Source organism: Massilia sp. LjRoot122 (genome assembly GCF_964252725.1).
Classification (GTDB): Bacteria; Pseudomonadota; Gammaproteobacteria; order Burkholderiales; family Burkholderiaceae_D; genus Telluria.
In genome coordinates, this window is sequence record NZ_CAXUPB020000001.1 from 410,561 (window position 1) to 437,316 (window position 26,756).

A 26,756-nucleotide genomic window follows, 5' to 3' on the forward strand; every position below is an offset into this window, starting at 1 on the left:
TGATGAACGCGCACAACGCAATGTTCGAGCCGGCTGCATACAGCCCGCCGCTCGACACCGACAGCCAGCCGCGCCTGCTGCTGGTCGACGACGAGCCGCGCCTGCTCTCGTCGCTGTACGAGCTGCTGCGCGACCGCGGTTACCAGCTGACCACCGCGTCTTCCGGCAGCGAGGCCCTGGCCCACCTGTCGCGCCTGCGCTTCGACCTGGTCCTGCTCGACCTGCGCCTGCCCGACATCGGCGGCCACGAGATCATGGACTTCATCAACCAGAAGGGCATCGACGCCGACGTTATCGTGATGAGCGGCGAGGTCGGCATCGACGCGGCGATCGGCGCGCTCAAGCGCGGCGCCTACGACTACCTGCGCAAGCCCTATGCCAGAGAAGAGCTGCTGGCAACGGTCGCCAACGCGCTCAAGGGCCGCCGCCTGGCGCTCGAGAACCAGCGCATGGCCAACCAGCTGGACGCCTCCGAGAAGATGTACCGCTACCTGGTGGACTCCTCGCCGGACATCATCTACACCCTGAACCACGAAGGCCGCTTCACTTTCGTGAACGACCGCGCCTACCAGCTGCTCGGCTACTCGCGCGACGAGCTGCTCGGCAAGCACTATTCGGTGCTGGTGCACGAAGAAGACCTGGAGCGCGCGCGCTACGTCTTCAACGAGCGCCGCGTCGACGAACGCGCCTCGCGCAACGTCGAGCTGCGCCTGAAGTGCAGGAGTGGCGGCAGCAACAGCCCGGAACGCACCTTCAACAACACCCTGATGACGATCTCGCTGAACGCGATCGGCATGCACGTGCCCGACCAGGAAGTGAAGAAGCTCGAGTTCTTCGGCACCTACGGCGTGGCGCGTGACATCACCGACCGCAAGCGCGCCGAGGAAGTCATCTCCTACCAGGCCTACCACGACATCCTGACCGACCTGCCGAACCGCATCCTGTTCAAGGATCGCCTGGGGCTGGCGGTGATCCAGGCCAAGCGCAAGAAGACCGAGCTGGCGGTGATGTTCATCGACCTGGACCGCTTCAAGCTGGTCAACGACACCCTCGGCCACGTGAAGGGCGACGAGCTGCTGCAGCAGGCCGCCACCCGCCTGAAGGGCTGCCTGCGCAAGGGCGACACCCTGGCGCGCCAGGGCGGCGACGAATTCACCATCGTGCTGCCGGAACTGCGCGACCGCGACGACGCGCGCATGGTGGCCGACAAATTCCTGGAGACCCTGCAGGAGCCGTTCGACCTGGACGGCCACGAGGTGCACATCTCGGCCTCGATCGGCATCGCGATCTACCCGAACGACGGCGAATCGATCGACGAGCTGCTGCGCCATGCCGACATCGCCATGTACCAGGTCAAGGCCCAGGGCAAGAACGGCCACAGCTTCTACCATACGTCGATGCTGGACATCTCGCACCAGAAGATCGCCCTCGAGCAGGCGCTGCGCCGCGCGCTCGAGCAGGACGAGCTGGAGATGTACTACCAGCCGCAGATCGACGCCCTGACCGGCCGCATCGTCGGCGCCGAGGCGCTGATGCGCTGGAACCACCCGACCCGCGGCCTGCTGTCGGCCGGCGAGTTCCTGCCCTTCGCCGAAGAAAACGGGCTGATGCTGCCGATCTCGGACTGGATGATCGGCGCGCTGTGCCGCGACATGCTGCAGTGGAATGCCTCGGGCACCGACCACGTGCGCCTGTCGCTCAACCTGTCCCCGCAATACCTCGACCGCGGCGACTTCTTCGAGAAGATGCGCAATGCGCTGGTGCGCTACGGGATCGCGCCGGGCCAGATCGAAGTCGAGATCACCGAGAACATCTGCATCCGCAACCCGCAGTACGCGATCGAACAGCTGAACAAGCTGTGCCAGCTCGGCGTGTCGGTGGCGATCGACGACTTCGGCACCGGCTACTCCTCGCTGTCCTACCTGCACCGCTTCCCGATCCACACGGTCAAGATCGACCAGTCCTTCGTGAAAGAAATCCACGAAGAGGGCGGCCACTATCCGGTGATCCTGGCGATCATCTCGATCGCGCGCGGCCTGGGCCTGAACCTGATCGCGGAAGGCGTCGAGACCGAGGAACAGGCACGCTACCTGCGCTCGAACGGCTGCATGACCATGCAGGGCTACCTGTACTACCGCCCGATCCCGCTGGGCGAATTCATGAAGTCGCTGCGCACCCAGCCGACGCTGTTCGGCCTGCGCGCAATCCAGGCCTGACCGGAACAGGCCATGCTCGACATCCCGGCACCAGCCAGCGACACGGAAGCCCGTTACAGCGCCGAATTCCTGCGTGTCAAAGGGATGGCCGAGCGCGGCGTGCCGGCCGCCCAGCACAGCCTGGGCTTCATGTACGCCAACGGCCAGGGCGTGGCGCAGAACTATGAGCTGGCGGTCGCCTGGTACCGCATGGCGGCCAGCGCCGACCTCGAACTGGCCCAGTACAACCTCGGCGTGATGTTCCAGAAGGGGCAAGGCGTGGCCCAGGACTACGGCCAGGCCGCCTACTGGTACGGCCGCGCAGCAAGCCAGGGCTACGCGCCGGCGCAGTACAACCTGGGCTGGCTGTATGCCAAGGGCCAGGGCGTGCCGAACGACGTGCAGCAGGCGCTGCACTGGTTCAGCCAGGCCGCCGACCAGGGCGAGCCGGGCGCGCAGCACAACCTCGGCATGATGTACGAGACCGGCAAGGGCGTGCCGCAAGACCAGGATGCGGCGACCGAGTGGTACCGTCGCGCCGCAAGCCAGGGCTATGCACGCTCGCAGTTCAGCCTGGCGCTGCGCAGCAGCGGCGCCCAGGCCGTCGACTGGTTCCGCAAGGCCGCCGAGCAGGGCTACGCGCCGGCCCAGTTCAACCTCGGCCTGCGCTACGACAAGGGGCAGGACGTCGAGCAGGACAGCGAGCGCGCCATCCTGTGGTACGGGCGCGCCGCCGAACAGGGACACGCCAGCTCGCAGTTCAACCTTGCCCTGATCCACGACAGCGGCCACGGCGTGCCGCGCGACGAAGCGCTGGCCCTGCACTGGTACCGCCGCGCGGCCGAACAGGGCCATGCCGGCGCGCAGGACAACCTCGGCGTGCGCTACGAGCACGGCCAGGGCGTCGATCGCAATCCGGCCCAGGCCGCGCACTGGTACCGCCAGGCGGCCGAGCAGGGCATGCCCTCGGCGCAGTACCACCTCGGCCAGCTGTTCGATGCCGGCAACGGCGTCCCTGGTGATCCCGAACAGGCGGCGCACTGGTACCGCCAGGCGGCCGAGCAGGGCCACCTGCGTGCCCAGTTCGACCTCGGCCTGCGCTTCGAAGCCGGCGTCGGCGTGGCGCGCGACGAGGCGCAGGCGCTCGAGTGGTACCGCCGCGCCGCGCACCAGGATTACGCGCCGGCCCAGTACATGGTCGGCGCGCTGCTGGACCGCGCCGAGCACGCCGATCCGCGCGAAGCCACCGACTGGTTCCACAAGGCCGCCGACCAGGGCCACGCGCTGGCCCAGTTCGAGCTCGGCCTGCGCCACGACTGCGGCAAGGGCATCGAGCGCGATTACGAAGCCGCCCACTTCTGGTACCTGTGCGCCGCGCGCCAAGGCCATGCACGGGCACAGTTCAACCTCGGCGTGATGTATTCGGCGGGGCAGGGCGTGCAGCGCGACCTGGTCGAGGCCTACGGCTGGCTGCAGCGCGCCGGCGGTGCGGGCGTGGCGGCGGCGTCAGGTTACCTGAAGAAAATCGCGGCGCGCATGGAGCCGCACTTGCTGGCGCAGGCGCAGGGCTTCGCCTGAGCTGGCGTCAGCTCAGCGATTCCTGTAGGGTGGGCGGCTGCGCCGCCCACGCGTTCAACCAGCGCATGATCGGACGGGACGCATACATACAACTACCAGTCCACGAGACGCCATGAAAAAATTTGCACTTCCCATGCTGCTCGGCCTCGCAGCCTTCGCAGCAGTGCCCTCGCACGCCGCAGCGCCCACCACCTCCGCCAAAACGACCATCTTCGACCGCAAGGCCTACAGCATCGAGCACAAGAAATTCGTGCTGCCCAACGGCCTGACCTTGCTGGTCCACACCGACCACAGCGTGCCGGTGGTCGGCGTGAACATGTGGTACCACGTCGGTTCGCGCAACGAGAAGCGCGGCAAGACCGGCTTTGCCCACCTGTTCGAGCACTTCTTCTTCAACGGTTCCGAGAACTACCCGCACGGCTTCCGCGAGGCGATGGACGACCTCGGCGCGAACAACCGCAATGGCACCACCAACACCGACCGCACCAACTTCTTCGAAGACGTGCCGGTGTCGGCGCTCGAGCGCACCCTGTTCCTGGAATCGGACCGCATGGGCTTCCTCGGCAACTACATCTCGAAGGAGATGCTGGAGCGCGAGCGCGGCGTGGTGCAGAACGAGAAGCGCCAGGGCGAGAACCAGCCGTATGGCCGCGTGCGCATGGAAATCTCGGCCAAGATGTACCCGTACTCGCATCCGTATTCGTGGTCGACCATCGGCTACATGGAAGACCTGCAGGCCGCCTCGCTGGACGACATCAAGGAGTGGTACCGCACCTATTACGGCCCGAACAACGCGGTGATCTCGCTGGCCGGCGACATCACCCCGGAGCGCGCCTATGAGCTGGTAAACAAGTACTTCGGCGCGATCCCGCCGGGCCCGCCGCTGCCGCGCACCGAGAAGTGGATCCCCCAGCTGGACCGCAACATCCGCGACGAGATGGAAGACCACGTGCCGCAGGTGCGCATCTACCGCAGCTGGCATACCTCTTCCTGGCGCGATACCGACACCCAGCGCCTGAACCTGCTGGCCGGCGTGCTGGCCGGATCGAAGAACGCACGCCTGGACAAGCGCCTGGTGTACGAAAAGGGCATGGCCACCGGCGTGTCGGCCTATGTGAACGATGCGGAGCTGGGCGGCACCTTCAACCTGTCGGTCACCGTCAAGCCGGGCGTCGACCCGATGGAAGTGGAACGCGAGATGGAGCGCGTGGTGGCCGAGCTGCTGGAGAAGGGCCCGACCGAAGCGGAACTGAAACGCGTGAAAACCCGCGACCTGGCCGATTTCGCCCGCAGCCTGGAGCGCGTGGGCGGCATGGGCGGCCGCAACGACGTGCTGGCCGAAAGCCAGACCTACGGCGGCAAGCCCGACGCCTACCTCGACCGCCTCGAGATCTTCGCCACCAGCGGCCCGGCCGACGTGAAGACGGCCGCCAACCGCTGGCTGCGCGCCAACCACTACACGATGACGGTGCGTCCGTCGTCCAAGCTGGCCGCGGCCAAGTCGACGCTGGACCGCAAGAAGCTCCCAGGCCTGGGCGAGGCGCCTGATGTGAAGTTCCCGGCGCTGCAGCGCGCCCAGCTGAAGAACGGCCTGAAGGTCGTGCTGCTGGAGCGCCACTCGGCTCCGATCGTGAACGTCTCGCTGGCGGTCGATGCCGGCGCGGCCTCGGACACCGCCGCCAAGGCCGGTGCCGCCTCGCTGGCGCTCGACCTGCTGGACAAGGGCACCAAGACGCGCGACGCCTTCGCCCTGTCGGACGCGCTGGAAAACCTCGGCGCGCGCCTGTACACCGGTACCGGCCAGGACCAGTCGCTGGTGCGCCTGCAGGCGACCTCCGCCAACCTGGCGCCCTCGCTCGCCCTGATGGCGGAAGCCGCGCTGACCCCAGCCTTCCCGCAGGACCAGTTCGCCCTGTCGAAGAGCCGCCGCATCGCCGGCATCGCCCAGGAAAAGGCACAGCCGAACAGCCTGGCCCTGCGCCTGGTGCCCTCGGTGCTGTACGGCGCCGAGCATGCCTACGGCAAGCCCGCTTCCGGCTTCGAGGCCAGCGTGCAAAGCCTGACCCGCGACGACCTGATGGCATGGCACGCCGCCTGGTTCAAGCCGGGCAGCGCCACCATCGTCGTCGCCGGCGACACCAGCATGGACAAGCTGCTGCCGGCGCTGGAAGCGAGCTTCGGCAAGTGGCAGCAGGGCACGGCACCGAGCAAGAAGATGACGACCGTGCCGGCGACCCAGGGCAAGCGCCTGATCCTGGTGGACAAGCCGGATGCGCCGCAGTCGACCATCGTCGCGACCCACATCTCGCATGCCTATGGCCAGCCGGAAGACCTGGCGATCGAGCCGGTGATGGTGAACTTCGGCGGCATGGCGACCTCGCGCCTGAACCGCAACCTGCGTCTCGACAAGCACTGGAGCTACGGCACCCAGGCACGCCTGACCGAAGTGCGCGGCCAGCGTCCGTTCTACATCATTGCGCCGGTACAGACCGACAAGACGATCGAAGCGATGCGTGAAGTGCAGAAGGAACTGCGCGGCGTGGCCGGCGAGCGTCCGCTGGTGGGCACCGAGTACGAGAGCATCATGCGCAGCATGACCTCGCGCCTGCCGGGCCGCTACTCCACCCTGGCCGCGCTCGAATCGGCCGGACTGGAGGCCGTGAACCTGGGCCTGGCCGACGACTACTGGAGCAAGTACGCGTCGAACGTGCGCGCGCTTACGCCGGAGCAGCTGGGTGCTGCGTCGTCGAAGTTCATCAAGCCGGACGAGGCGGTGTGGATGGTAATCGGTGACCTGCGCAAGATCGAGGCGGGCGTGCGCTCGCTCGGTTGGGGCGAGGTGACCGTAGTGGATGCGGATGGCAAGCCGATTCGCTGATGTGAGCTGATTTTGTTGTAACGGGAAGCCCGGTTTTCAACCGGGCTTTTTTTACGCTAATGGCTGAGCGACGGAATTGGGTTCCGGCCTTCGCCGGAACGACGGTTTTCAGGCTAACAAATCAAGTTAGCGTCAACTCTTCAGTTAGCTTTGAAACCGTCATCCCGGCGAAGGCCGGGATCCAAGTTTGCATGCCCACCGACCCGCCTCCTTACACTATCTGTCCCAGCTTTGAACCGCCAAAACCCTGCACACTTGACCTTCAAGGTCCTGTGCATACGCGCGCGATAGTATACTGTATGCCCATACAGTTCAGAGCGTGCGATGGAACTCAACGACAAACTGGAAATCCTGGCCGACGCCGCGAAATACGACGCGTCCTGCGCCAGCAGCGGTGCGCCGAAACGTTCGTCCGAGGACAAGGACGGCTTCGGCGCCACCACCGGCATGGGCATCTGCCACAGCTACACGCCGGACGGTCGCTGCGTCTCGCTGCTGAAGATCCTGCTCACCAACTTCTGCATCTACGACTGCCAGTACTGCATCAACCGCCGCAGCTCGAATGTGCCGCGCGCCCGCTTCTCGGTCGAGGAGGTGGTCAAGCTCACCCATGACTTCTACGTCCGCAACTACATCGACGGCCTGTTCCTGAGCTCGGGCATCATCCAGTCCGCCGACTACACCATGGAGCAGCTGGTGGCCGTGGCGCGCCAGCTGCGCGAGGTGCACGGCTTCCGCGGCTACATCCACCTCAAGACCATTCCGGATGCCGACCCGCTGCTCATCGAAGAAGCGGGGCGCTGGGCCGACCGCCTGTCGGTCAACATCGAGCTGCCGACCCACGACAGCGTGACCCGCCTCGCGCCCGAGAAAAACGTCCACACCATCAAGCTGGCGATGGGCTCGATCCGGCGCAAGCTCGACGAAAAGGCCGAGGAGCCGAAGGCGCCCAGCTTCGCGCCGGCCGGCCAGAGCACGCAGATGATCGTCGGCGCCGACGCCAGCGACGACCACACCATCCTCAACACCGCCGAGACCCTGTACGGCAGCTACAAGCTGAAACGGGTGTACTACTCGGCCTTCAGCCCGATTCCGCAAAGCCCCAAGAGCGTGCCGGCGGCGCCGCCGCCGCTGCTGCGCGAGCACCGCCTGTACCAGGCCGACTTCCTGCTGCGCGGCTACGGCTTCACGGCGGGCGAGCTGATGCCCACCTCCGGCAACCTGGCGCTCGACGTCGACCCCAAGCTGGGCTGGGCACTCAGCAACCGCGAGCACTTCCCGCTCGACCTGAACCGCGCCGACGAAAGCATGATCGCGCGCGTGCCGGGCATCGGCATCCGCAACGCGAAACGCATCGTGGAGCTGCGCCGCCTCCGGCGCATCCGCTGGGAAGACCTGTCGCGCCTGCGCTGCAGCATGAAGAAGCTGGCGCCCTTCATCGTCACGGCCGACTACAAGCCGGTGCAGGGCGCGGCCAGTTCCCACCTCCTCCGGCGCCACCTGGCCGATGCGCCCGAGCAGATGAATTTGTGGCCGGAATTGCAGGCCGCATGATCCAGGCGCCACAGGTGGCGAGCTTCGAAGAGTGGCGCACGGCCGCGCGCGACCTGCTGCGCGCCGGCGTGCGGCCAGAAGCGGTCAACTGGGGCGCGCCCGAGGGTGGCGACCTGTTCTCGGGTGCGCCGACGCCGGCGCCGGCGCAGCATAATGCGGACATCACGACACAAGCACCGCATGTGCCACGATCCTTGCTCGAGATGCTGCAGAAAGCCGCCTGCTTCCGCGCGCCCGACCGCTGGGCTTTTCTCTACCGGGTGCTGTGGCGCTGGACGCAGGGCGAGCACGACGTGCAGTCGCCCGCCGACCCGGACGGCAGCCGCCTGCACGGCATGGTCAAGGCGGTGCGCCGCGAGGAGCACGACATGCATGCCTACATCCGATTCCGCGAGCGCCCGCTAGATGCCGGCCCGCCGCGCTTCGTCGCCTGGTTCGAGCCGCGCCACGAGGTGCTGCCCCAGGTGGCCGAGCATTTCGTGGCCCGCATGGGCAAGCTCAGCTGGATGATCGCCACGCCCGAGGCCAGCGTGCTGTGGGATGGCCAGGCCCTGCACCACACCGGCCCGCTGATGTCGAGCGCCGCCGATCTGGACGACGCCGGCGAAGCGCTCTGGCTCACCTATTACCGCAGCATCTTCAATCCGGCCCGGGTCAACGCCCAGCTGATGCAGAGCCATATTCCCTCGCGCTTCTGGAAGAACCTGCCGGAAGGCGCGATCGTGCCTTCGCTGGTGAGCCAGGCCGAGCTCGGGGCGCGCAAGATCGGCCAGGTGCAGGCGGTGGGACGGCGCAGCGGCGCCACCATCCCGATCAGCGCCGAAGCCGCGCAGCCCGACCGCGAGCAGCCCTCCAAGCTGGACGAATGCCGGCGCTGCGAGCTGTGGCAATACGCTACCCAGGCGGTCGGCGGCGAGGGAGCAAAGCGGGCGCAGATCATGGTCGTCGGCGAACAGCCGGGCGACCAGGAAGACCTGGCCGGCAAACCCTTCGTCGGACCGGCCGGCAAGCTGCTCGACCGCGTGTTCGCCCAGGCCGAAGTCGACCGCAAGACCATCTACCTCACCAACGCGGTCAAACACTTCAAATGGGAGCCGCGCGGCAAGCGCCGCCTGCACAAGACCCCGGTCCAGCGCGAGATCGAGGCCTGCCACTACTGGCTCGAGAAAGAGCTGGCTGCGGTCAAGCCGAAGGTGATCGTGGCCATGGGCGCGACCGCGCTCAAGTCGGTGATGCGCAAGGCCACCGTCACGCTGAAGGACACCCTGGGCAAACCGATCCGCCACGACGGCATCTGGGTGGTGACGATCTACCACCCCTCCTACGTGCTGCGGGTGCCGGACGAAGCCGCCAAGCAGGAAGCCTTCTCGGTGATGGTGAAGGGCCTGAAGCTGGCGCACGAGCTGCTCGAACGGCCCGACCTTCCGGAACCGGACTGACGTCGCCGGAATGGCTGAGTGTTGCGCCGAGGACGCACGGCAGTAAAAACCCGTTATCGAATAATTCACAATCGCGTGAATATTCACATTTGTCTCGTAATATTTCCGTACGGCATTAATTGTTGGCCTCCTGCCTGCCGACGGACCTACGAGACATCATGATTTCATCCCTTCGCCGGCTGCTGCCGGCTTCCCTGCTGCTGCTGGCCATGCCCACCGTCCAGGCCGGCGGCCAGGAAGCCGCCCCGGCCGCCACCGTCACCACCACCCTTGGCGTGGCGTCCCAATACGTCTCGCGCGGGATGCGCCAGACCTGGGGCAAACCCGCGCTGCAGGCAGGCCTCGATGTCATCCATCCGAGCGGCTGGTCGTTCGGCACCTGGGCCTCGACCGTCAGCGACCGCTTCATCGAGGGTGGCCGGGTCGAATGGGACCTGTACGGCGGCTACGCCGGCACCTTCGGGCCGGTCGGCTACAGCCTGACGGCGATGCATTACCGCTATCCGGGCGCCCGCATCGGCGCCACCGGCACCAGATACGACTACACCGAACTGGTGCCCGGCCTGAGCTTCGGCGCCCTGTATGCAAAGTACTACCGCACGGTGTCGCGCGACTTCTTCGGCATCACGGACGCGCGCGGCACCGGCTACCTGGACCTCGGCGCCAACCACGACCTGGGTGGCGGCTATACGCTCAACCTGCACCTGGGTGAGGGCCGCGTGGCGGGCGCCGGCAACGACATCTGGGACTGGCGCGATGCAAAAGCGGGTGTCACCAGGGCGTTCGACGGCGGCTGGACCGTCGCCGCCGCTTACACCCGCGCCTGGGGCGCCACCGATGCCTACGACCGCTACACCACCGGCGTGCCGCGCGCAGACGGCGCCATCGCTTATTCCAATCCCGCCAAGGCTACGCTCGCCGTGAGCGTCGCCCGCAGCTTCTGATAACGAGAGAGACGACCATGAACAAGCAAACGATTTCGCGCCGCTTCTCCCTTTCCCTGAGCGCCAAGATCTGCGTCACCGCCACCATCCTGGTGGTGGCGAGCATGGGCGTGACCTCGGCCTTCATCGCCGTCAAGAACAGCGAGAGCGCCGAGGCGGCGGCGATGCGCGAGGCGCGCACGCTGACGGAGGAAGCATCGGCGCTCCTCAAGGGCCGGATCGCAGCCAACCTGTCGACCCTGGAAAGCGTGGCCACGACGCTGGGCGCCACCCAAGGCGCCGGCCAGGCGATGACGCGCGAGCAGATCGCCGGCGCGGTCAGCGCCACGCTGGCGGGCTCCGAAGAGTTCATCGGCAGCTCGGCCGCCTATGAACCGGATGCGCTGGACGGCAGGGATGCCGAGTTCGCCGGCCAGGCGCCGATGTACGACGCAACGGGCCGTTTCATGCCTTACTGGACGCGCAGCCCCCAAGGCAAGGTGAATGTCGAACCGATCGTGTTCGTCACCACCCCGGGCGGCAACGACTGGTACGACGTGCCGAAGGCCACCGGCCGCTCGCACTTCACCGAACCCTACATGTACCCGATCAACGGCAAGAACGTGCTGATCGCCTCGCTGGCGGCCCCGATCAAAGTGGACGGCCAGTTCAAGGGCGTCGTCACGGGCGACTTCCAGCTCACCACGCTCGGCACCATGCTGGGCGAGATGAAGCTGATGGAGCAGGGCACGCTGGCGCTGATCTCGAACCACGGCCTGTACGCCAGCAACAAGGACCATGCCCGCAACGGCAAGAAGGCCGATGACCTGCCGGCCGCCGCGCTGGAAGCGGTCAGGCAGGGCAAGCCCTACGAATACATCGACGACAAGGGCATCGTGCACCTGCTGCAGCCCCTGCGCGTGTCGCCCGACGTCGCGCCATGGGCGATCTCGCTGGCCTTCCCGCACAGCGTGGCGACGGCCCCGGCGCGCGAACTGGCCGGCTACGCGGCGCTGGTCTCGGTGCTCTGCGCCGTGGCCGCCGTGTTCGTGATGGTGACAGTGCAGCGCCGCCTGACCCGTCCGCTGCGCGTACTGGGCCACGCCATGACCGATCTGGCGGGCGGCAATGCCGACCTGAGCGCGCGTCTCGAGGCGCGCGGCAACGACGAGCTGGCCGAGATCGCCCGCGGTTTCAATACCTTCGTGGCCAAGATCCAGGACGTGCTGGCACGCGTGCGCAGCAGCTCCGACGCGGTGGCGACGGCATCGAGCGAGATCCGCCAGGGGAACGCCGACCTGTCGGTGCGCACCGAACAGCAGGCCAGCGCGCTCGAGGAAACCGCGGCGTCGATGGAAGAGCTGAACGGTACCGTGAAGCAGAACGCGGACAATGCGCGCCAGGCCAAGCAGCTGGCCGGGTCGGCCAGCGAGATCGCCACGCGCGGCGGCGACGTGGTGGCCCAGGTGGTCGACACCATGGCCTCGATCAGCGACGCGTCGAAGAAGGTGGTGGACATCATCAGCGTCATCGACGGCATCGCCTTCCAGACCAATATCCTGGCGTTGAACGCCGCCGTCGAAGCGGCGCGCGCCGGCGAGCAGGGCCGCGGCTTCGCCGTGGTGGCGACCGAGGTGCGCAACCTGGCGCAGCGCAGCGCCGCCGCCGCCAAGGAGATCAAGGCCCTGATCGGCGATTCGGTCGACAAGGTCAGCATGGGCACCATGCTGGTCGAGGAAGCAGGCAAGACGATGGAAGAGGTGGTGTCCAGCGTGCGCCGGGTGAGCGACATCGTCGCCGAGATCAGCGCCGCCAGCGCGGAGCAGAGCACCGGCATCGGCCAGGTCAACCAGGCCATCGTGCAGATGGACGGCGTGACCCAGCAGAACGCGGCCCTGGTCGAGGAAGCGGCCGCCGCGGCGGAAAGCCTGCAGCAGCAGGCGGCCACCCTGGTGGCGCTGGTGGGCGAGTTCAAGATCGAGGACGACGCCCACGCGCAGCCGGCCGCACGCCCGCAGCCCGGCAAAGCGGCGCCGGCGCGCCTGGCCATGCAGGCGGCATGAAGTGCGGAAGGCGCCGCGCTGCTTAAGGCATCGCTAAGCGCCTGCCCGTATTGACGGGTTAAGCTTGACGGACAATCAACAACAAGGATGTCCTGATGCTCAAACTCGCGATCGTTCCTGCGCTGTGCCTCGCCCTGTGCGCGGCACCCGTCCACGCCCAGACGGACGGTCCGGCAGACCCGCCAGCGGCCTCCGCCGACACCGCGCCGGCGGCGACCGAACAGATCCTGGTCGTCGGCCAGAAGCCCGGTCCCGGCATGTGGAAGGTGTCGAAGGGCGATCACGTGCTGTGGATCTTCGGCGACTACGCGCCGCTGCCGATCAAGATGCAATGGCGCTCGCACGAAGTCGAAGCCGTGATCGCCCGTTCGCAGGAATACCTGGCGCCGCCGGTCGCGAGTGCGTCGGTCGGCTACTTCAAGGGCGCACTCCTGCTGCCCTCGCTCATCGGCATCAACAAGATTCCCGATGGCGCAACGCTGCGTGAGGTGCTGCCGCCGGATGTCTATGCGCGCTGGCAGCCGATGAAAGAGAAATACCTTCCCAAGAACGACGAGCGCGAGCGCCCGGTCTTCGTGGCGGGCCAGCTGTTCGGTTCCGCGCTGGCCAAGGCCGGCCTGACTACGCGCACCGGCGTGCGCAAGCAGGTCGAGAAGATCGTCGACGACAAGAAGCTGAAGGTGACGCGGTCCAGGATCGAACTGCCGATGGATAACGCACGACGCATGATCAAGGATTTCAAGAAGTCGCCGGTCGAGGATGCGGCCTGCCTGAATTCCACGATCGCCCGGCTCGAAACCGACATCGATGCCATGCGGGTGCGCGCGAATGCCTGGGCCAAGGGCGACATCGACGGCATCCGCAAGCTCGACTTCGTCGATCACGAAGAGAATTGCCGGGACGTGATCCTGAACAGCGCCGCCGTGCGCGACGATCCGGCCTTCCAGTCGGTGCGTCCGCGCCTGAAGGCCATGTGGGTGGCGGCGGCGGAGAGTGCGCTGGAGAGGAACGCATCGAGCTTCGCGCTGCTGCCGATGCGGGATATCCTGGATCCGAAGGGGATGGTGGCGGCGCTGGCTGCCAAAGGCTATACGGTCGAGCAGCCGGAATAGGCGGCGGTCCTGCAAATTTGTCAAAGCGCGACAAACGCGCGTAGAATGCAGGCAACGCGGGTGTAGCTCAATGGTAGAGCAGAAGCTTCCCAAGCTTACGACGAGGGTTCGATTCCCTTCACCCGCTCCATAGTAGAAACAGCCCTGTATCGCCCTCCTGCCTGCTCCACAAAATCCAACGCGCTCCACAAAAAATAATCCCGACCAGATGTTGCGGGATTCAACACAGCCGTTAAGTTGGCAAATCTACCTGTGACCTGCGTCACTGTTGCTCGCGAGGCTCAAGCGTACCCAGCGGAAAAAGCCGACTCTGCTTAGCGATTGCCAAAAGGTACGGGACGCTCATCAGTACAAACGCTGTGATAACTTGGCTCATCAGTAAAAAGGACTCAACTACTAACAATCGTCTTCAACTGGTCGCTGTCAGCGCTAGCGGTTTCGTACGAACTTTTTGAGCGAGGTTTCGAATTATGTCCAAGTCATATTCGGGGTCTGGTTGGCATTTGTACAGGACCGCCGCCACAGTTTCAATCGCCGCTTTTGCGCTCGTAGGCTGCGCAACCACAAATCCAGCCCCGCCAGAGAAGCGTATCGAGCGGCTCGACAAGAATGCCATGCAGTCAGCGGTAGCTGACGGTGTCAGCACGAGTCTCGCTCTGTCGGCAGGAGCACTGGAAGCAAATCCGATGGCCGTCACGTCACCCCTCGGGATTCTCGCGCTAACCGGTGCGAAGATCGGGCTGGTTAAATTTGCAGACCGTCTACCGGAAAACGAGAAGCGGCTAGTGATCAAGACTACCAGTGCAGTATGGGGTGGCGCTGCAGTCAACAACCTGATGGTAATAATGTCCGCCGCCCCAGCGGTAGCGATCGGAGCCGGAGTGGTCGCTGGGGTGATGTGGTGGATGCATAGCACCAAGGTCTACGCTCAAGCCGACCGAGAAATTGCAGCGCGCGAGGAGAAGTTGCAGCAGGAGGCGAACCAACCCACGGTCGCCGCGATGGAATAATTGCGTAGTTTCTGCGGGTGAAGCAGCACCCGCTGGGCCATCGCGGAGTGCGAGGTCGGCGTCGCATGACGTATCCCCTGCGCGGGCGCGCCGCGTCCAGCGCCGGCGCGGTATGCTCGCATCCTTCCCGTCCCACCCGACAAGGAGCGCCCGCATGCTACTCGCTTCCCGATCGCGCCGCCGCCTGCTCGCATCGCTGCTGGCCTTGCCGGCCTTCGCTCATGCCCAAGGCCGGCCGGCACTCCTGACCCGCGCCATCCCTTCCTCCGGCGAGCAGATCCCGGTGGTCGGCCTGGGCAGCTGGATCACCTTCAACGTCGGCCGCGATCCTGTTGCCCGTGCCGAGTGCGCCGCGGTGATGCGCCAGTTCTTCGCCGGCGGCGGAAGACTCATCGATTCCTCGCCCATGTACGGCTCGGCGCAGGAAGTGATCGGGGAAGCCGTGGCCAAGCTCAAGCCGGCGCAGCTCTTCAGCGCCGACAAGGTATGGATCGGCGAAGGCGCGCAGGGACCGGCGCAGGCCGAGGCTTCGCGCCGCCTGTGGCAAATCCCCCGCTTCGACCTGCTGCAGGTGCATAACCTGCTGGCCTGGGAAGCCCACCTGCCCATGCTGTTGCGGATGAAGCGGGAAGGGCGGCTGCGCTACGTCGGCATCACTACCTCGGAAGGACGCCGGCATGCCGAGATCCTGAAGATCATGGCGAGCCAACCGATCGACTTCGTGCAGGTTTCGTACAACGTGCTCGACCGCGAAGTGGAACAGCGCATCCTGCCGCTGGCGCGCGAGCGGCGCATCGGCGTGATCGTCAACCGGCCCTTCCGGCAAGGGGACCTGACCCGGGCACTGGCGGGCAAGCGCCTGCCCGGTTGGGCCGCGGAGATCGGCTGCACTACCTGGGCCCAGGCGCTACTCAAGTTCATCGTGGCCCATCCGGCGGTGACTTGCGCGATTCCCGCCACCTCCAGCGTCGCCCACGTGCGCGAGAACCTGCTGGCCGCGACCGGGCCGCTGCCGGACGAGGCGCTGCGCCGCCGCATCGTCCAGGATGTCGAAAGGCTGGCATGAGCGAGTGGTGGACGTATTCGCTATCCGACTTCCTGATGTTCTCGGCGCGGACCTATTACCGCCAGTTCGAGCTGATGAACCGCGAGCTGTGGCCGCTGCAGCTGCTGGCGCTTGGCGCCGGCATCGCCGTCCTGGCCTGCATGCTGCGCATCAAGGCGAGGATCGCGTTCGCGCTGCTCGGACTGGCCTGGCCGTCGGTCGCCTGGGCCTACCACCTGCAGCGCTATGCCGACATCCATACCGCGGCGCCGTATTTTGCGCTGGGCTATTGCATCCAGGCCGGCCTGCTGGCGTGGATGGCGACAAGAAGGCATGCGGCGCCATCTCCGGGCAGGATGGCGACGCTCATCGTCGTGCTGGGGCTGGCGGGGTATCCCTTGCTGGCAGCGCTGCATGGACGCAGCTGGTGGCAGGCTGAAGTCTTCGGCTTCGCGCCCGACCCGACCGTCGCCGTAACGTTTGGGGCCTTGCTGTTCTGGCGCGCGCCCTGGCCGTTGTGGGTGATCCCGGTGCTGTGGTCGGCTGCCAGCAGCGCCACGCTCATGGAACTGCGGGCGCCGCTTCCCTGGCTGCTGCTGGTGCTGGCCTTCCTCGCTGTGGCAGCGGGCCTGGCGCGTCGTTCAGGACGACAGCAGGTCGCCGCTGCGGAATGATTCCGTCCCGGCGATTTTGCAGACGTGCATCCCGCGCAGCAGGTGCCTATGCGCCGTGCTCGCGAACAGCAGCCCGGCGTGTTCCGCCGCCAGCGTCGTGACCTGGCCGCTCACCGGGTTGACGATGTCCGCCACCGGCTCGCCCCGTTCCACCAGCTCGCCCAGCTTCTTGTGGAAGACCAGCACGCCGGCATGCGGCGCTTCGAGCGGCTCGACGGCATTCAGTGGCGTCGCGCGGCAAGGCGTTTCCGGCAACGGCTCGAGTGGGATGTCGAGCACGCCGGCATGGCCCAGGTACTGCAGCATGGCCGCGGCGTCGGCGCGCGCGTAGTCGTAGCGCACGTCGTTCTCGCCGCGCAGTTCGACCGTGACCGCGATGCAGGAGGGCGGAATCGCCGTGCCTTCGAAGTGGTCGGCCAGGTCCCACCACAGGCGGCTGCAGGCTTCGTCGAAGGCTTCGCCGCCCGAGACCTTGGCCACCAGCAGCACGCGCGCACCGAGTAGGGCCATCAGCGGTTCCACCGCCTCGACCAGCGGCGTGCCGGTGTACATGTGCATCAGCGCTTCGTTATCGCAGTGCAGGTCGAGCACGATGTCGGCGTCGATCGCCATCGACAGCAGGGTCTTCTTGAGGGTCTCGGCATCGTCCTTCGGTTCCCACAGACCGACCTGGTGACGGGCATGCTCGCGAATGAGGGCGACGTTGGCGTCCACGTCACTGCCGAGCTTGCCTTCGAGCGACTTCTTGAGGTCGTCCGCCACGTGCCGGTAGAGGCGGTTGAAATTGGTGCCGGTCGTCAGGTGGTAGCGGCCGAAGGGTGCGCCATGGATCACCTGCGACAGGCCGAGCGGATTGGCCGCCGGCACCAGGATGATCTCTCCCTTGACCCGGCCTTCCGCATCCAGCCGTTCCAGTTCCTGGCGCAGGAAGTGCGCCACCAGCATGGCCGGCACCTCGTCGGCATGGACGGCGGCCTGGATATACACCTTCTTGCCGCTGCCCGGGCTGCCGTAATGGAAGGAGGTCAGGTGGGCGGTGGCGACGTTCTCGTCGACGGCGATCGGGTGTTTCATCGAATGCATGGGAGGGCTTCCTGTGCTCGGCAAGGGTGAAAACACGATTATGCGCGATTCCGCCGCAAGGCTACGCACGCCGCGTGGGCTATAATGACAGCCGTTTTTTCCTCACTCACTTTCCCCATGTCTTCTGAAAAGCCCACCAACGGCCCGGCGCGGTCCATGCTTTACGATCCGACCGAGCACCGCATCCGCAGCTTCGTCACGCGGGCCGGCCGCCTGTCGACCGCGCAGGCGCGCGCCCTGGAGGAGCTCGGTCCGAAGTACCTGATCGAGTATAAAAAGCAGACGCTGGACCTGGAAGGCGCTTTTGGCCGCAAGGCGCCGGTGGTCCTCGAGATCGGTTTCGGCATGGGCGACACCACCGCCCACATCGCGCGCCTGATGCCGGAGAAGGATTTCATCGGCGTCGAGGTGCACACGCCGGGCGTGGGCAGCCTGCTCAAGCAGATCGGCGAGCAGGGCATCGAGAACCTGCGCCTGATCCAGCACGACGTGGTCGAGGTGCTGGCCAACATGATCGCCGACGGCTCCCTGGCCGGCGTGCACGTGTTCTTCCCGGACCCCTGGCACAAGGCGCGCCACAACAAGCGCCGCCTGATCCAGCCGGCCTTCGTGAAGGTCCTGTGCGACAAGCTGGCGCCGGGCGGCTACATTCACCTCGCCACCGACTGGGAAGACTACGCGGTGCAGATGCTGGAAGTGCTGGGCAACGAGCCGGCGCTGCAGAACACGGCGGAAGGCTATGCGCCGCAGCCGGAATACCGTCCGCTGACCAAGTTCGAGAACCGCGGCCTCAAGCTGGGCCACGGCGTCTGGGATCTCGTCTTCACCAAGAAATAAGCGCCAACTACATCATCTCGTTGATGATGGCGACGATTTCATCGCCGTAGGACACGAGCTTCTTCTCGCCGACGCCTGACACGCCGCGCAGCGCGTCGAGCGAGCCGGGTTTGACCTTGGCGATCTCGCGCAGGGTCGCATCCTGGAACACGACATAGGCCGGCACGCCATGCTCGCGCGCGGTGCCCATGCGCCAGGAACGCAGGCGGTCGAAGATCGCCTGCTCGGAACGCGACAATTCCAGTTCCTCGTAACCACTGCTGCGCGAGGACGAAGGCCGCTTGGCCTTGACCGGTTTCTGGTACTGGCGCAGCTGCACCTTCTGCTCGCCCTTGAGCACCGGGCGCGCGGCGTCGGTCAACTTCAGCGAACTGAAGGCATCGTGGTCGACCGTGACGAAACCGAGGGCGATCGCCTGGCGCACGATGGCGCGCCATTCCTGTTCGGAGCGGTCGGCGCCGACGCCGTAGACGGTAAGCTTGTCGTGGTGCCACTGGCTGATGCGTTCGGTCTGGGCGCCACGCAGCACGTCGATCACGTGGCCGGCCGCGAACCGTTGATCGACCCGATACACCGTCGACAGCAGCTTTTGCATCGGCACCGTGCCGTCCACCTGCACCGGCGGGATCAGGCAGGTGTCGCAGTTGCCGCAAGGGCCGGAACGCTCGCCGAAGTAGTCGAGCAGGCGCATGCGGCGGCAGCTCAGCGTCTCGCACAGGCCGAGCATGGCGTCGAGCTTCATTGACAGCACGCGCTTGAAGGTTTCGTCGGCTTCGGATTCGTCGATCATCCGGCGCTGCAGCACCACGTCCTGCAGGCCGTAGGCCATCCAGGCGCTGGCCGGGAGGCCGTCGCGGCCGGCGCGGCCGGTCTCCTGGTAATACCCCTCGAGGCTCTTGGGCAGGTCGAGGTGGCAGACGTAGCGCACGTCCGGCTTGTCGATGCCCATGCCGAAGGCGATGGTCGCGACCATCGTGATGTTGTCTTCACGCAGGAAGCGGGCCTGGTTCGCCGCGCGCTGGCTGTATTCCATGCCGGCGTGGTAGGGCAGGGCGCGGATGCCGTGCTCGTTCAGGAAGTCGGCGGTTTCCTCGACCTTCTTGCGCGACAGGCAGTAGACGATGCCGGAATCCTGCGGATGCTCGCTGCTGATGAAGTCGAGCAGCTGCTTGCGGCCGGTGGTCTTCTCGACGATGGAATAGCGGATGTTCGGGCGGTCGAAGGACGAGACGAACTTGCGCGCATCGTCCAGTTGCAGGCGGTGCGCGATTTCGTCACGGGTCTGCTGGTCGGCGGTCGCGGTGAGCGCGATGCGCGGGATGCCCGGGTAACGCTCGTGCAGGACCGACAGGCGGATGTATTCCGGCCGGAAGTCGTGGCCCCATTGCGACACGCAGTGCGCTTCGTCGATGGCGAACAGCGAGATCGGCGAGGCGTCGAAGAGTTCCAGGCAGCGCTGCGTCAGCAGACGCTCGGGCGCCACGTAGACGAGGTCGATTTCTCCGCTGCGCACCAGGCGCTCGATGCGCAGGGTTTCCTCGAAGGTCTGGGTCGAGTTGAGGAAGGCGGCGCGGACGCCGACTTCTTCCAGTGCGTCGACCTGGTCCTGCATCAGCGCGATCAGCGGCGAGACGACCACGCCCACCCCGTCGCGCAGCAGCGCCGGGATCTGGTAGCACAGCGACTTGCCGCCGCCGGTGGGCATCAGGACGAGTGCGTCGCCGCCGCTGGCCACGTGCTCGACGATCTCCCCTTGCTGCCCGCGGAAGGCGGGATAGCCGAAGACCGTCTCGAGGACGTGGAGGGCGCGCGCGCCGATATCGGTTGTCATACTTTACTTACTATTTATTCAGCCCACACGACGAGGTCGAAGTGCGCAGTCACGAGTACCAGGATACCGAATACGATACGGTACCAGGCGAAGATCGTGAAGTCGTGCGTGCTGATGTAGCGCAGAAGCCAGCGCACGCACAGGAAGGCCGAACCGAAGGCCGCCAGGCCGCCCAGGGCGAACATCGGCAGGTCGGCCATCGACAGCAGGTGGCGTTCCTTGATCACCGAGTAGACGGTGGCGCCGAGCAGGGTCGGGATCGCCAGGAAGAAGGAGAATTCCGTGGCCGCCTTGCGCGACAGGCCAAACAGCATGCCGCCGATAATCGTCGCACCGGAACGGCTGGTGCCCGGGATCAGGGCGAAGGCCTGGGCCAGGCCGACCTTCAGCGCGTCCTTGTAGCTCATGTCGTCCACGCTGTCCACGCGGGCCTTGTGCTCGCCGCCGGTGTGGCGGCGTTCCACCCACAGGATCACCAGGCCGCCGACGATGAAGGCGGTCGCCACCGGGACCGGTGCGAACAGTTCCGCCTTGATCAGCCCGCTGAACAGGAAACCGAGCAGGGCCGCCGGGAAGAAGGCGATCAGGATATTCAGGACGAAGCGGCGCTGCTTCGGATCGGAGCCGAGGCCGGAGACGACGCTGGCGATGCGCCGGCGGTATTCCCAGATCACGGCCAGCATGGCGCCGGCCTGGATGGCGATCTCGAAGACCTTGACCTTCTCGCCGGTGAAATTCAGCAGGCTGCCCGCGAGGATCAGGTGGCCGGTGGAGGAAATCGGGAGGAACTCGGTGAAGCCTTCGACCAGGCCCATGATGATCGCCTTGATGGCGAGAAGAATGTCCATTAGGGGTAACAGTAAGCGTAAGAAATCGGCTGGGTGCGGTGTACGGGGAATTCCGTGGAGGTGCGGCGGGGTCGAAGCTTATCATGATCACAACAGCTGGGGCGCACCTGCTGTGTCCGGTGCAAGATTGTACCGCGCCACGCTTGCCATAGGGTTAGCTCATCGGCATGACTGGAAAATTCTGTCGTGCGCCGCGGCCCCGAACGCGTGCTACACTCGACCGCATGAGTATTCCTGACTCAAACGAATGAGCATTTTTGTTGTTCTCATCCTTGCTGCGCTTGCCTGGGCAGCATTCCACGGGTGGCAATTGCCCAACTCCTTGCGTTACCGACCCTGCCAGGGCCGGGCCTGGCGCAGCACTTTCCCTACCGCTTCGCGTAAAGACATTCGCGATTTCCTGTCCGTCTTCGTGTCCGCTTTCTCCTTCCGCGACAGCGAGAAGCTGCACTTCCGTCCGGACGACGAGGTGCTCGGCATCTACCGCGCGGTCAACCCGACCCGCTGGCTGCCGGAGGCCCAGGAAATCGAGACGCTGGCGAAGGCGCTGCGCGACAAGTACGGCCTGATGCTCGACGATATCTGGCACGAAGGGCTGACCCTGGGCGGGCTGTTCCAGCGCGTGCAGCAGGCGCGCGGCAAGACCGCTTCGGCGTAAGCGGACAGGCGCGGCAGGCAGATTACCCTGCGCGGGTAGGGGGCCAGTCTTGCTTTTCGTAAGCACGGCGCCATGTGCGCGCCATGCTAAAAGAGAAACTGAACTGGCGTCGGCCGCTGTTCTATGTCTTGTTGCCGATCTTTTTCGTGATGGCCTTCCTCGGCTTTCCCCTGCCCGTGGCGCCGCCGCCCGCGACCAAGCCGGCGGTCGAGCATGCTGTCGTCATCAAGAAGAAAAAGAAGCGCTTCGGGCTGCTCACGCTCAAAGGCGAGGCGGACGATGAGAATCCAGGGGCGCCGTAGCGCGTTCGAGCTCGTCCAGCCAGCGGATCGCCTGCTCCCGGCTGTTCCCGCACATTTCCATTGAAGGCTGCAAACCGCCGCAAAAGGCCGGACGTTCGGGCCGGCCGAAGATGCGGCAGCGCTCGTCCTCACCCAGCTGGACGCAGCGCACGCCGGCCGGCTTCCCGTCGGGCATGCCGGGAATCGGGCTGGTAATCGAAGGCGCGGTGCAGCAGGCGCCGCAGTTGTCTCTGCACTGCATGGTGGGGTAGAGAAGAAAAAGGCAGGGCGGAAGTATAGCGCCGCCGGCCCCGTAGCGGGCGCGTCGCCCGCCGTTTTCCTGCTACGTTGCATCCATCGCACATGCACAAGCAGGAGGTCCCGTGTCCAGTCCCCTCAAACCCCTGAACCGTCAGGTCATGGTGATCACCGGCGCATCGAGTGGGATCGGCCTGGCCACCGCCCAGGAAGCGGCGAAGCAGGGCGCCAAGCTGGTGCTGGCCGCGCGCGGGGCCGACGTGCTCGAGGCGGTCCGGCAGGGGCTGGTCGAGAACGGCTTCGAGGCGATCGCCGTCGTGGCCGACGTCGCCGAGCGTGCCCAGGTCGAGCGCATCGCCCAGGTCGCGATCGAGCGCTATGGCCGCATCGACACCTGGGTCAACAATGCCGGCAGCACCATCTACGGCCGCCTCGACCAGGTCTCGGAAGAAGACAGCCGGCGCCTGTTCGACATCAATTTCTGGGGCATGGTGCACGGCTCGCTGGTGGCGCTGCCGCACCTGACGCGCCAGGGCGGCGCCCTGATCAACCTCGGCAGCGAGGCCTCCGAAGTGGCGATCCCGATGCAGGGCATGTACTCGGCCAGCAAGCACGCGGTGAAAGGCTTCACCGACGCCTTGCGCATCGAGGTCGAGCAGGTGGACGGCGCCCCGGTGTCGATCACCCTGATCGAGCCGACCGCCGTCGACACGCCGCTGCCCGAGCATGCGCGCAACTACATGGACCGCGAACCGAAGCTGCCCGGGCCCCAGGTCGACCCGCATGAGGTGGCAGCGGCCATCCTGCATGCGGCGGTGGTGCCGATGCGGACCGTCAGGGTCGGTGTCATGGCCGAGCTCGATGTTTTGATGGGGAAGATTGCGCCCGGCCTGGTCGACCGCCTGTCGGTATTCCAGGTACCGCGCCAGCAGCAGGACAGCCCGCCGCGCAACCCCGACGGCGGCCTGTACGACTCGCGTGCCAACGGCCGTATTTACGGCCCGGGTATGAGCTGAAGGAATGATGTAAATACCTGTTTATATTGACAGTTTCGGTAACACAAGGATTGCTTGACTGCCCCACAAGCCCCGTCTATAGTCTTTGACTCTTCAGTTGGTTTCTAGGCAGAAAGATGCAATGTCCACTCGACAGCAAGCCGCGGTGGGAGCGCCGGAAGGATGCCCGACCCCAGGAGCTCCTTGCTGCCGCCATTGAGCTGTTCGTCGAACACGGCTTTGCCGCTACCCGCCTCGAAGACGTCGCGCGCCGCGCCGGCGTGTCCAAGGGAACGCTGTACCTCTACTTCACGAACAAGGAAGAACTGTTCAAGGCCGTCGTGCGCGAGAGCATCCTTCCTTTCCTGGGCAAGGCCGAACTGTCGGTTGCCGAATTCGAGGGACACAGCGCCGAGCTCCTGCGCAGCGTGGTCATGAACTGGTCGCGCCAGATCGGCCAGAGCAAGGCCTCGGGCCTGGGCAAGCTGATGCTTGCCGAAGCCGTCAATTTCCCGGAACTGGCCAGATTCTATCGGGAAGAGGTCATGAGCCGGACCGTCCGCATGATCTCGAGCATCCTCGAACGGGGCGTGAACCGGGGCGAGTTCCGCAGCTTCGACATCACCCAGATGACCCAGGTGCTGATCGCGCCGATGATGATGCTCAATGTATGGAAGCACTCGGCCGTCGCGCCTTGCGACTGCAGCGATCTGGATCCCCAGGCATTTCTCGAAAATCTGCTCGACCTCACGCTTAACGGCCTCCTTCCCCGCGCCGCTTGAGTTGCCATTTGCGCCAGGACGCCGTTTTCCCGGCGTTCAACCCCTCTAAACTGCAGACTGTCGCAATTTCCCCTGGTCTCGGGCAGCCCATCGCTAAGATGTGCGTCCTGAGGCCGTTCAACGATAAAATATCGGATTATTTATTTTTCCACCGAGAACTCAGATGAATATCGAACAAGCCCGCTTCAACATGATCGAACAGCAGATCCGTCCGTGGAACGTGCTCGACCAGGACGTGCTGGACATGCTGCACGTCGTCAAGCGCGAACAGTTCGTGCCGGCCGCGTACCAGAATCTGGCGTTTGCGGACGTCGAGATCCCGCTGCCGGGCGGTGAAGCGATGTTCAACCCGAAGGTCGAAGCGCGCATCGTGCAGGAACTGGCGATCAAGAAGCATGAGAACGTCCTCGAAGTCGGCGCCGGCTCGGGCTACATGGCGGCACTGCTGGCGCACAAGGCGCGCCACGTGACCACCGTGGAGATCCAGCCGGAAGCCGCAAGGCTGGCGCAGGAGAACCTGTCCCGCGCCGGCGTCGGCAACGTGACGGTCGAAGAGGGCAATGGCGCCAGCGGCTGGGACAAGGGCGCGCCCTACGACGTGATCCTGGTGTCGGGCGGCCTGCCGGTGCTGCCGGAAGCGCTGCTCAAGCAGGTGAAGGTGGGCGGCCGCCTGGGTGTGATTCTGGGCGATGCGCCGGCGATGAGCTTCAACATCGTCACCCGTACCTCGGAAACGGGCTACGACACGGTCAAGATCTTCGAGACCAATGTCAAGCCGCTGACGGGTGCGCAGACGCCGTCGCGCTTCCAGTTCTGAGGCCGCGATGCAGCACATGACCGCACCGGAGCTGGCAGCCCGGCTCGCCGATCCGGCGGCCGAGCAGCCGCTCTTGCTGGACGTGCGCGAGAACTGGGAATTCGCCACCTGCCACATCGCAGGTTCGACCCAGATCCCGATGCACCTGGTGCCGATCCGCGCCGGAGAATTGCCGGATGACCGAGAAATCGTGTGCATCTGCCATCACGGGGCACGCAGCATGCAGGTTGCTGCCTTCCTCGAACGGAACGGGTTTGACAAAGTAACCAATTTGACGGGCGGGGTACACGCCTGGGCCGTACAGGTCGATCCTTCGATGCCGAAGTACTGACCTGCTTCCTAACTTTTGATGACTCCTGTGGAGAACGTGATGCAGAAACCCCTTCTTGCCGTGCTGGTCGCCAGCGCACTCTTTTCGCTCAATGCCAGCGCGGCCGATTTGATCCAGGTGTACCAGCAGGCACTGGCCAACGACGCGACGTTTGCAAGCGCGCGCGCATCGGCCGCCGCCGGCCGGGAGCGGATCGTTCAGGGGCGTGCAGGACTTCTCCCGGTCGTCGGCATCACCGGCAGCAGCATCAAGAACGACCGCGACGACTCGCCCTGGAACGAGGGCACGGTGATCAGCACCGATCCGCTCACCGGCGCCCAGACCCGGGTGCAGGGAAGCGGTTCGAACCTGCACGCCACCACGTTCACGATCGCGCTGACCCAGCCGCTGTTCCGCTGGGATCGCTGGGAAACCTACCAGCAGAGCAAGCTGCAGCAATCCATCTCCGAAGCCCAGTTCGCCCAGGCCCAGCAGGACCTGATCACCCGCGTCGCCCAAGCTTACTTCGACGTGCTGGCGGCCCAGGACAAGCTGGAATCGACCCGCGCCCAGAAGACCGCGGTGACCGAGCAGCTGGCATCGGCCAAGCGCAACTTCGAAGTCGGTACCCAGACCATCACCGACACCCACGAAGCGCAGGCGGCCTATGACCTGGTGATCGCCCAGGAATTCGCGGCGGTGAACGACCTGGACAACAAGCGCAATGCGCTGCAGGCCATCATCGGCGCCGAACCCAGCGCGCTGGCGCCGCTGAAGCCCGGCATCACCCTGGTGGCGCCGTCGCCAGCCAACCCCGACCCATGGGTGTCGTCGGCGGAGAACGACAACTACGGCGTCGCCGTGTCGCAGCTGCAGGTGGAAGTGGCCAAGCGCGAAATCTCGAAGACCCGCGCCGGCCACTACCCGACCCTGGACCTGGTGGCCAGCTCGCAGCGCACCGACGTCCATGGCCGCAAGGACGGTTCCGGCCTCGGCACCAACAAGGGTATCGGCGTGCAGTTCACGGTCCCGATCTTCAACGGCTTCGGCGTGACCAGCCGCGTACGCGAAACCATCGCGCTGGAAGACAAGGCCCGCAACGACCTCGAGGCGACCAAGCGCCAGGCGGCCCTGCAGGCGCGCCAGGCCTACCTCGGCGTGAACAGCGGCATGGCCCAGGTCAAGGCGCTGGAAGCGGCGGAAGTGTCGAGCCAGTCGGCACTGGAATCGAACAAGCTGGGTTACCAGGTCGGCGTGCGCATCAACATCGACGTGCTGAATGCCCAGCGCCAGCTGTACCAGACCCGCACCGACCTGTCGCGTGCACGTTACGACACCATCCTGAACGGCCTGCGCCTGAAGGCTGCCTCCGGCTCGCTGCGCGAGTCGGACCTGGCGGCGGTGAACAACCTGCTCGACAAGTAATCGCCGCGCAGGCCTGGCCTGCCGCGGAATGTGAAAAGCCCGGACCTTGTCGTCCGGGCTTTTTGTTTTTGAACACGCGCTAACTCATTGATTCCACGACAAAATAGTTGACGCACGACAAGTCGCACTTGGGCGGATTTTTTTGCAAAACTGATAAACT

At 65.7% G+C, this 26,756-nt stretch carries 23 protein-coding genes and 1 tRNA gene; 20 read left to right on the forward strand and 4 right to left on the reverse strand.

The window, feature by feature from the left end:
* Positions 1-2: 2 nt before the first annotated feature.
* From ACSQ25_RS01835 to ACSQ25_RS01890, 12 genes are all read left to right on the forward strand, one after another.
* Positions 3-2,216 carry a putative bifunctional diguanylate cyclase/phosphodiesterase gene (locus ACSQ25_RS01835; RefSeq protein WP_436108008.1) on the forward strand — a complete coding sequence of 738 codons (2,214 nt, stop codon included), beginning with the start codon at positions 3-5 and terminating at the stop codon, positions 2,214-2,216.
* A 12-nt stretch (positions 2,217-2,228) separates the two neighbouring features.
* Positions 2,229-3,773 (forward strand): hypothetical protein, encoded by a 1,545-nt coding sequence (locus ACSQ25_RS01840; protein WP_436104009.1) that lies wholly within the window; start codon positions 2,229-2,231, stop codon positions 3,771-3,773.
* Between the two features lie 112 nt (positions 3,774-3,885).
* Positions 3,886-6,651 carry a M16 family metallopeptidase gene (locus ACSQ25_RS01845; RefSeq protein WP_436104010.1) on the forward strand — a complete coding sequence of 922 codons (2,766 nt, stop codon included), beginning with the start codon at positions 3,886-3,888 and terminating at the stop codon, positions 6,649-6,651.
* Between the two features lie 324 nt (positions 6,652-6,975).
* Positions 6,976-8,205 carry a putative DNA modification/repair radical SAM protein gene (locus tag ACSQ25_RS01850; RefSeq protein WP_436104011.1) on the forward strand — a complete coding sequence of 410 codons (1,230 nt, stop codon included), beginning with the start codon at positions 6,976-6,978 and terminating at the stop codon, positions 8,203-8,205.
* Entirely contained in the window at positions 8,202-9,644 is a 1,443-nt protein-coding gene (locus tag ACSQ25_RS01855) for a UdgX family uracil-DNA binding protein (protein ID WP_436104012.1), read from the forward strand. The genes ACSQ25_RS01850 and ACSQ25_RS01855 overlap by 4 nt, the downstream gene beginning before the upstream one ends.
* Positions 9,645-9,802: 158 nt before the next feature.
* Positions 9,803-10,588: a TorF family putative porin gene (locus ACSQ25_RS01860; protein WP_436104013.1), complete on the forward strand. Its 786-nt coding sequence runs from the start codon at positions 9,803-9,805 to the stop codon at positions 10,586-10,588.
* A 17-nt stretch (positions 10,589-10,605) separates the two neighbouring features.
* Positions 10,606-12,630, forward strand: coding sequence for a methyl-accepting chemotaxis protein (locus ACSQ25_RS01865; protein WP_436104014.1), 2,025 nt, complete (start codon positions 10,606-10,608; stop codon positions 12,628-12,630).
* Between the two features lie 95 nt (positions 12,631-12,725).
* Positions 12,726-13,742: a TraB/GumN family protein gene (locus tag ACSQ25_RS01870; RefSeq protein WP_436104015.1), complete on the forward strand. Its 1,017-nt coding sequence runs from the start codon at positions 12,726-12,728 to the stop codon at positions 13,740-13,742.
* A gap of 56 nt (positions 13,743-13,798) precedes the next feature.
* Positions 13,799-13,872 (forward strand) — tRNA-Gly (locus tag ACSQ25_RS01875).
* A gap of 484 nt (positions 13,873-14,356) precedes the next feature.
* Positions 14,357-14,752, forward strand: a complete 396-nt coding sequence (locus ACSQ25_RS01880) for a hypothetical protein (protein ID WP_436104016.1) — start codon at positions 14,357-14,359, stop codon at positions 14,750-14,752.
* A gap of 154 nt (positions 14,753-14,906) precedes the next feature.
* Positions 14,907-15,818, forward strand: a complete 912-nt coding sequence (locus ACSQ25_RS01885; RefSeq protein ID WP_436104017.1) for an aldo/keto reductase — start codon at positions 14,907-14,909, stop codon at positions 15,816-15,818.
* Entirely contained in the window at positions 15,815-16,471 is a 657-nt protein-coding gene (locus ACSQ25_RS01890; RefSeq protein ID WP_436104018.1) for a DUF6064 family protein, read from the forward strand. Before ACSQ25_RS01885 ends, ACSQ25_RS01890 begins: the two co-directional genes overlap by 4 nt.
* On the opposite strand, the gene ACSQ25_RS01895 is transcribed toward ACSQ25_RS01890, so the two are convergent.
* Complete coding sequence (locus ACSQ25_RS01895) at positions 16,439-17,554, reverse strand: succinylglutamate desuccinylase/aspartoacylase family protein (RefSeq protein WP_436104019.1); 1,116 nt, start codon at positions 17,552-17,554, stop codon at positions 16,439-16,441. The two genes, ACSQ25_RS01890 and ACSQ25_RS01895, sit on opposite strands and share 33 nt — an antisense overlap.
* 156 nt (positions 17,555-17,710) lie before the next feature.
* Here ACSQ25_RS01895 and trmB point away from each other — a divergent pair, with 156 nt between their 5' ends.
* Positions 17,711-18,391 carry a tRNA (guanosine(46)-N7)-methyltransferase TrmB gene (gene trmB, locus ACSQ25_RS01900; protein WP_436104020.1) on the forward strand — a complete coding sequence of 227 codons (681 nt, stop codon included), beginning with the start codon at positions 17,711-17,713 and terminating at the stop codon, positions 18,389-18,391.
* A 7-nt stretch (positions 18,392-18,398) separates the two neighbouring features.
* Here trmB and recQ read toward each other — a convergent pair whose 3' ends face one another.
* Positions 18,399-20,222 (reverse strand): DNA helicase RecQ, encoded by a 1,824-nt coding sequence (gene recQ / locus ACSQ25_RS01905; RefSeq protein ID WP_436104021.1) that lies wholly within the window; start codon positions 20,220-20,222, stop codon positions 18,399-18,401.
* Positions 20,223-20,236: 14 nt separating this feature from the next.
* Entirely contained in the window at positions 20,237-21,070 is an 834-nt protein-coding gene (locus ACSQ25_RS01910) for an undecaprenyl-diphosphate phosphatase (protein WP_436104022.1), read from the reverse strand.
* A gap of 412 nt (positions 21,071-21,482) precedes the next feature.
* Between ACSQ25_RS01910 and ACSQ25_RS01915 the strand changes: the two genes are divergently transcribed.
* Together ACSQ25_RS01915 and ACSQ25_RS01920 are read left to right on the forward strand one after the other, a co-directional pair.
* The gene (locus ACSQ25_RS01915; protein WP_436104023.1) at positions 21,483-21,728 is read left to right on the forward strand and encodes a hypothetical protein; all 246 of its coding nucleotides are present in this window, start codon (positions 21,483-21,485) and stop codon (positions 21,726-21,728) included.
* An 83-nt stretch (positions 21,729-21,811) separates the two neighbouring features.
* Positions 21,812-22,030 carry a hypothetical protein gene (locus ACSQ25_RS01920; RefSeq protein ID WP_436108009.1) on the forward strand — a complete coding sequence of 73 codons (219 nt, stop codon included), beginning with the start codon at positions 21,812-21,814 and terminating at the stop codon, positions 22,028-22,030.
* Here the strand turns inward: ACSQ25_RS01920 and ACSQ25_RS01925 are convergent.
* Positions 21,990-22,271: a YkgJ family cysteine cluster protein gene (locus tag ACSQ25_RS01925; protein WP_436104024.1), complete on the reverse strand. Its 282-nt coding sequence runs from the start codon at positions 22,269-22,271 to the stop codon at positions 21,990-21,992. The genes ACSQ25_RS01920 and ACSQ25_RS01925 overlap by 41 nt on opposite strands.
* Before the next feature lie 121 nt (positions 22,272-22,392).
* Here ACSQ25_RS01925 and ACSQ25_RS01930 point away from each other — a divergent pair, with 121 nt between their 5' ends.
* The 5 genes from ACSQ25_RS01930 (at position 22,393) to ACSQ25_RS01950 (ending at position 26,596) form a co-directional block, all read left to right on the forward strand.
* A complete protein-coding gene (locus tag ACSQ25_RS01930) occupies positions 22,393-23,283 on the forward strand; it encodes an SDR family oxidoreductase (RefSeq protein ID WP_436104025.1) in 891 nt (296 codons plus the stop codon).
* Between the two features lie 116 nt (positions 23,284-23,399).
* On the forward strand, positions 23,400-24,044 hold the full coding sequence (locus tag ACSQ25_RS01935) for a TetR/AcrR family transcriptional regulator (protein ID WP_436104026.1): 645 nt from the start codon (positions 23,400-23,402) through the stop codon (positions 24,042-24,044).
* 163 nt (positions 24,045-24,207) lie between these two features.
* The gene (locus ACSQ25_RS01940) at positions 24,208-24,861 is read left to right on the forward strand and encodes a protein-L-isoaspartate O-methyltransferase family protein (protein WP_436104027.1); all 654 of its coding nucleotides are present in this window, start codon (positions 24,208-24,210) and stop codon (positions 24,859-24,861) included.
* Positions 24,862-24,868: 7 nt separating this feature from the next.
* Complete coding sequence (locus ACSQ25_RS01945) at positions 24,869-25,192, forward strand: rhodanese-like domain-containing protein (protein WP_436104028.1); 324 nt, start codon at positions 24,869-24,871, stop codon at positions 25,190-25,192.
* Positions 25,193-25,231: 39 nt separating this feature from the next.
* Positions 25,232-26,596, forward strand: a complete 1,365-nt coding sequence (locus tag ACSQ25_RS01950) for a TolC family outer membrane protein (RefSeq protein ID WP_436104029.1) — start codon at positions 25,232-25,234, stop codon at positions 26,594-26,596.
* The last annotated feature ends 160 nt before the right edge of the window (positions 26,597-26,756 follow it).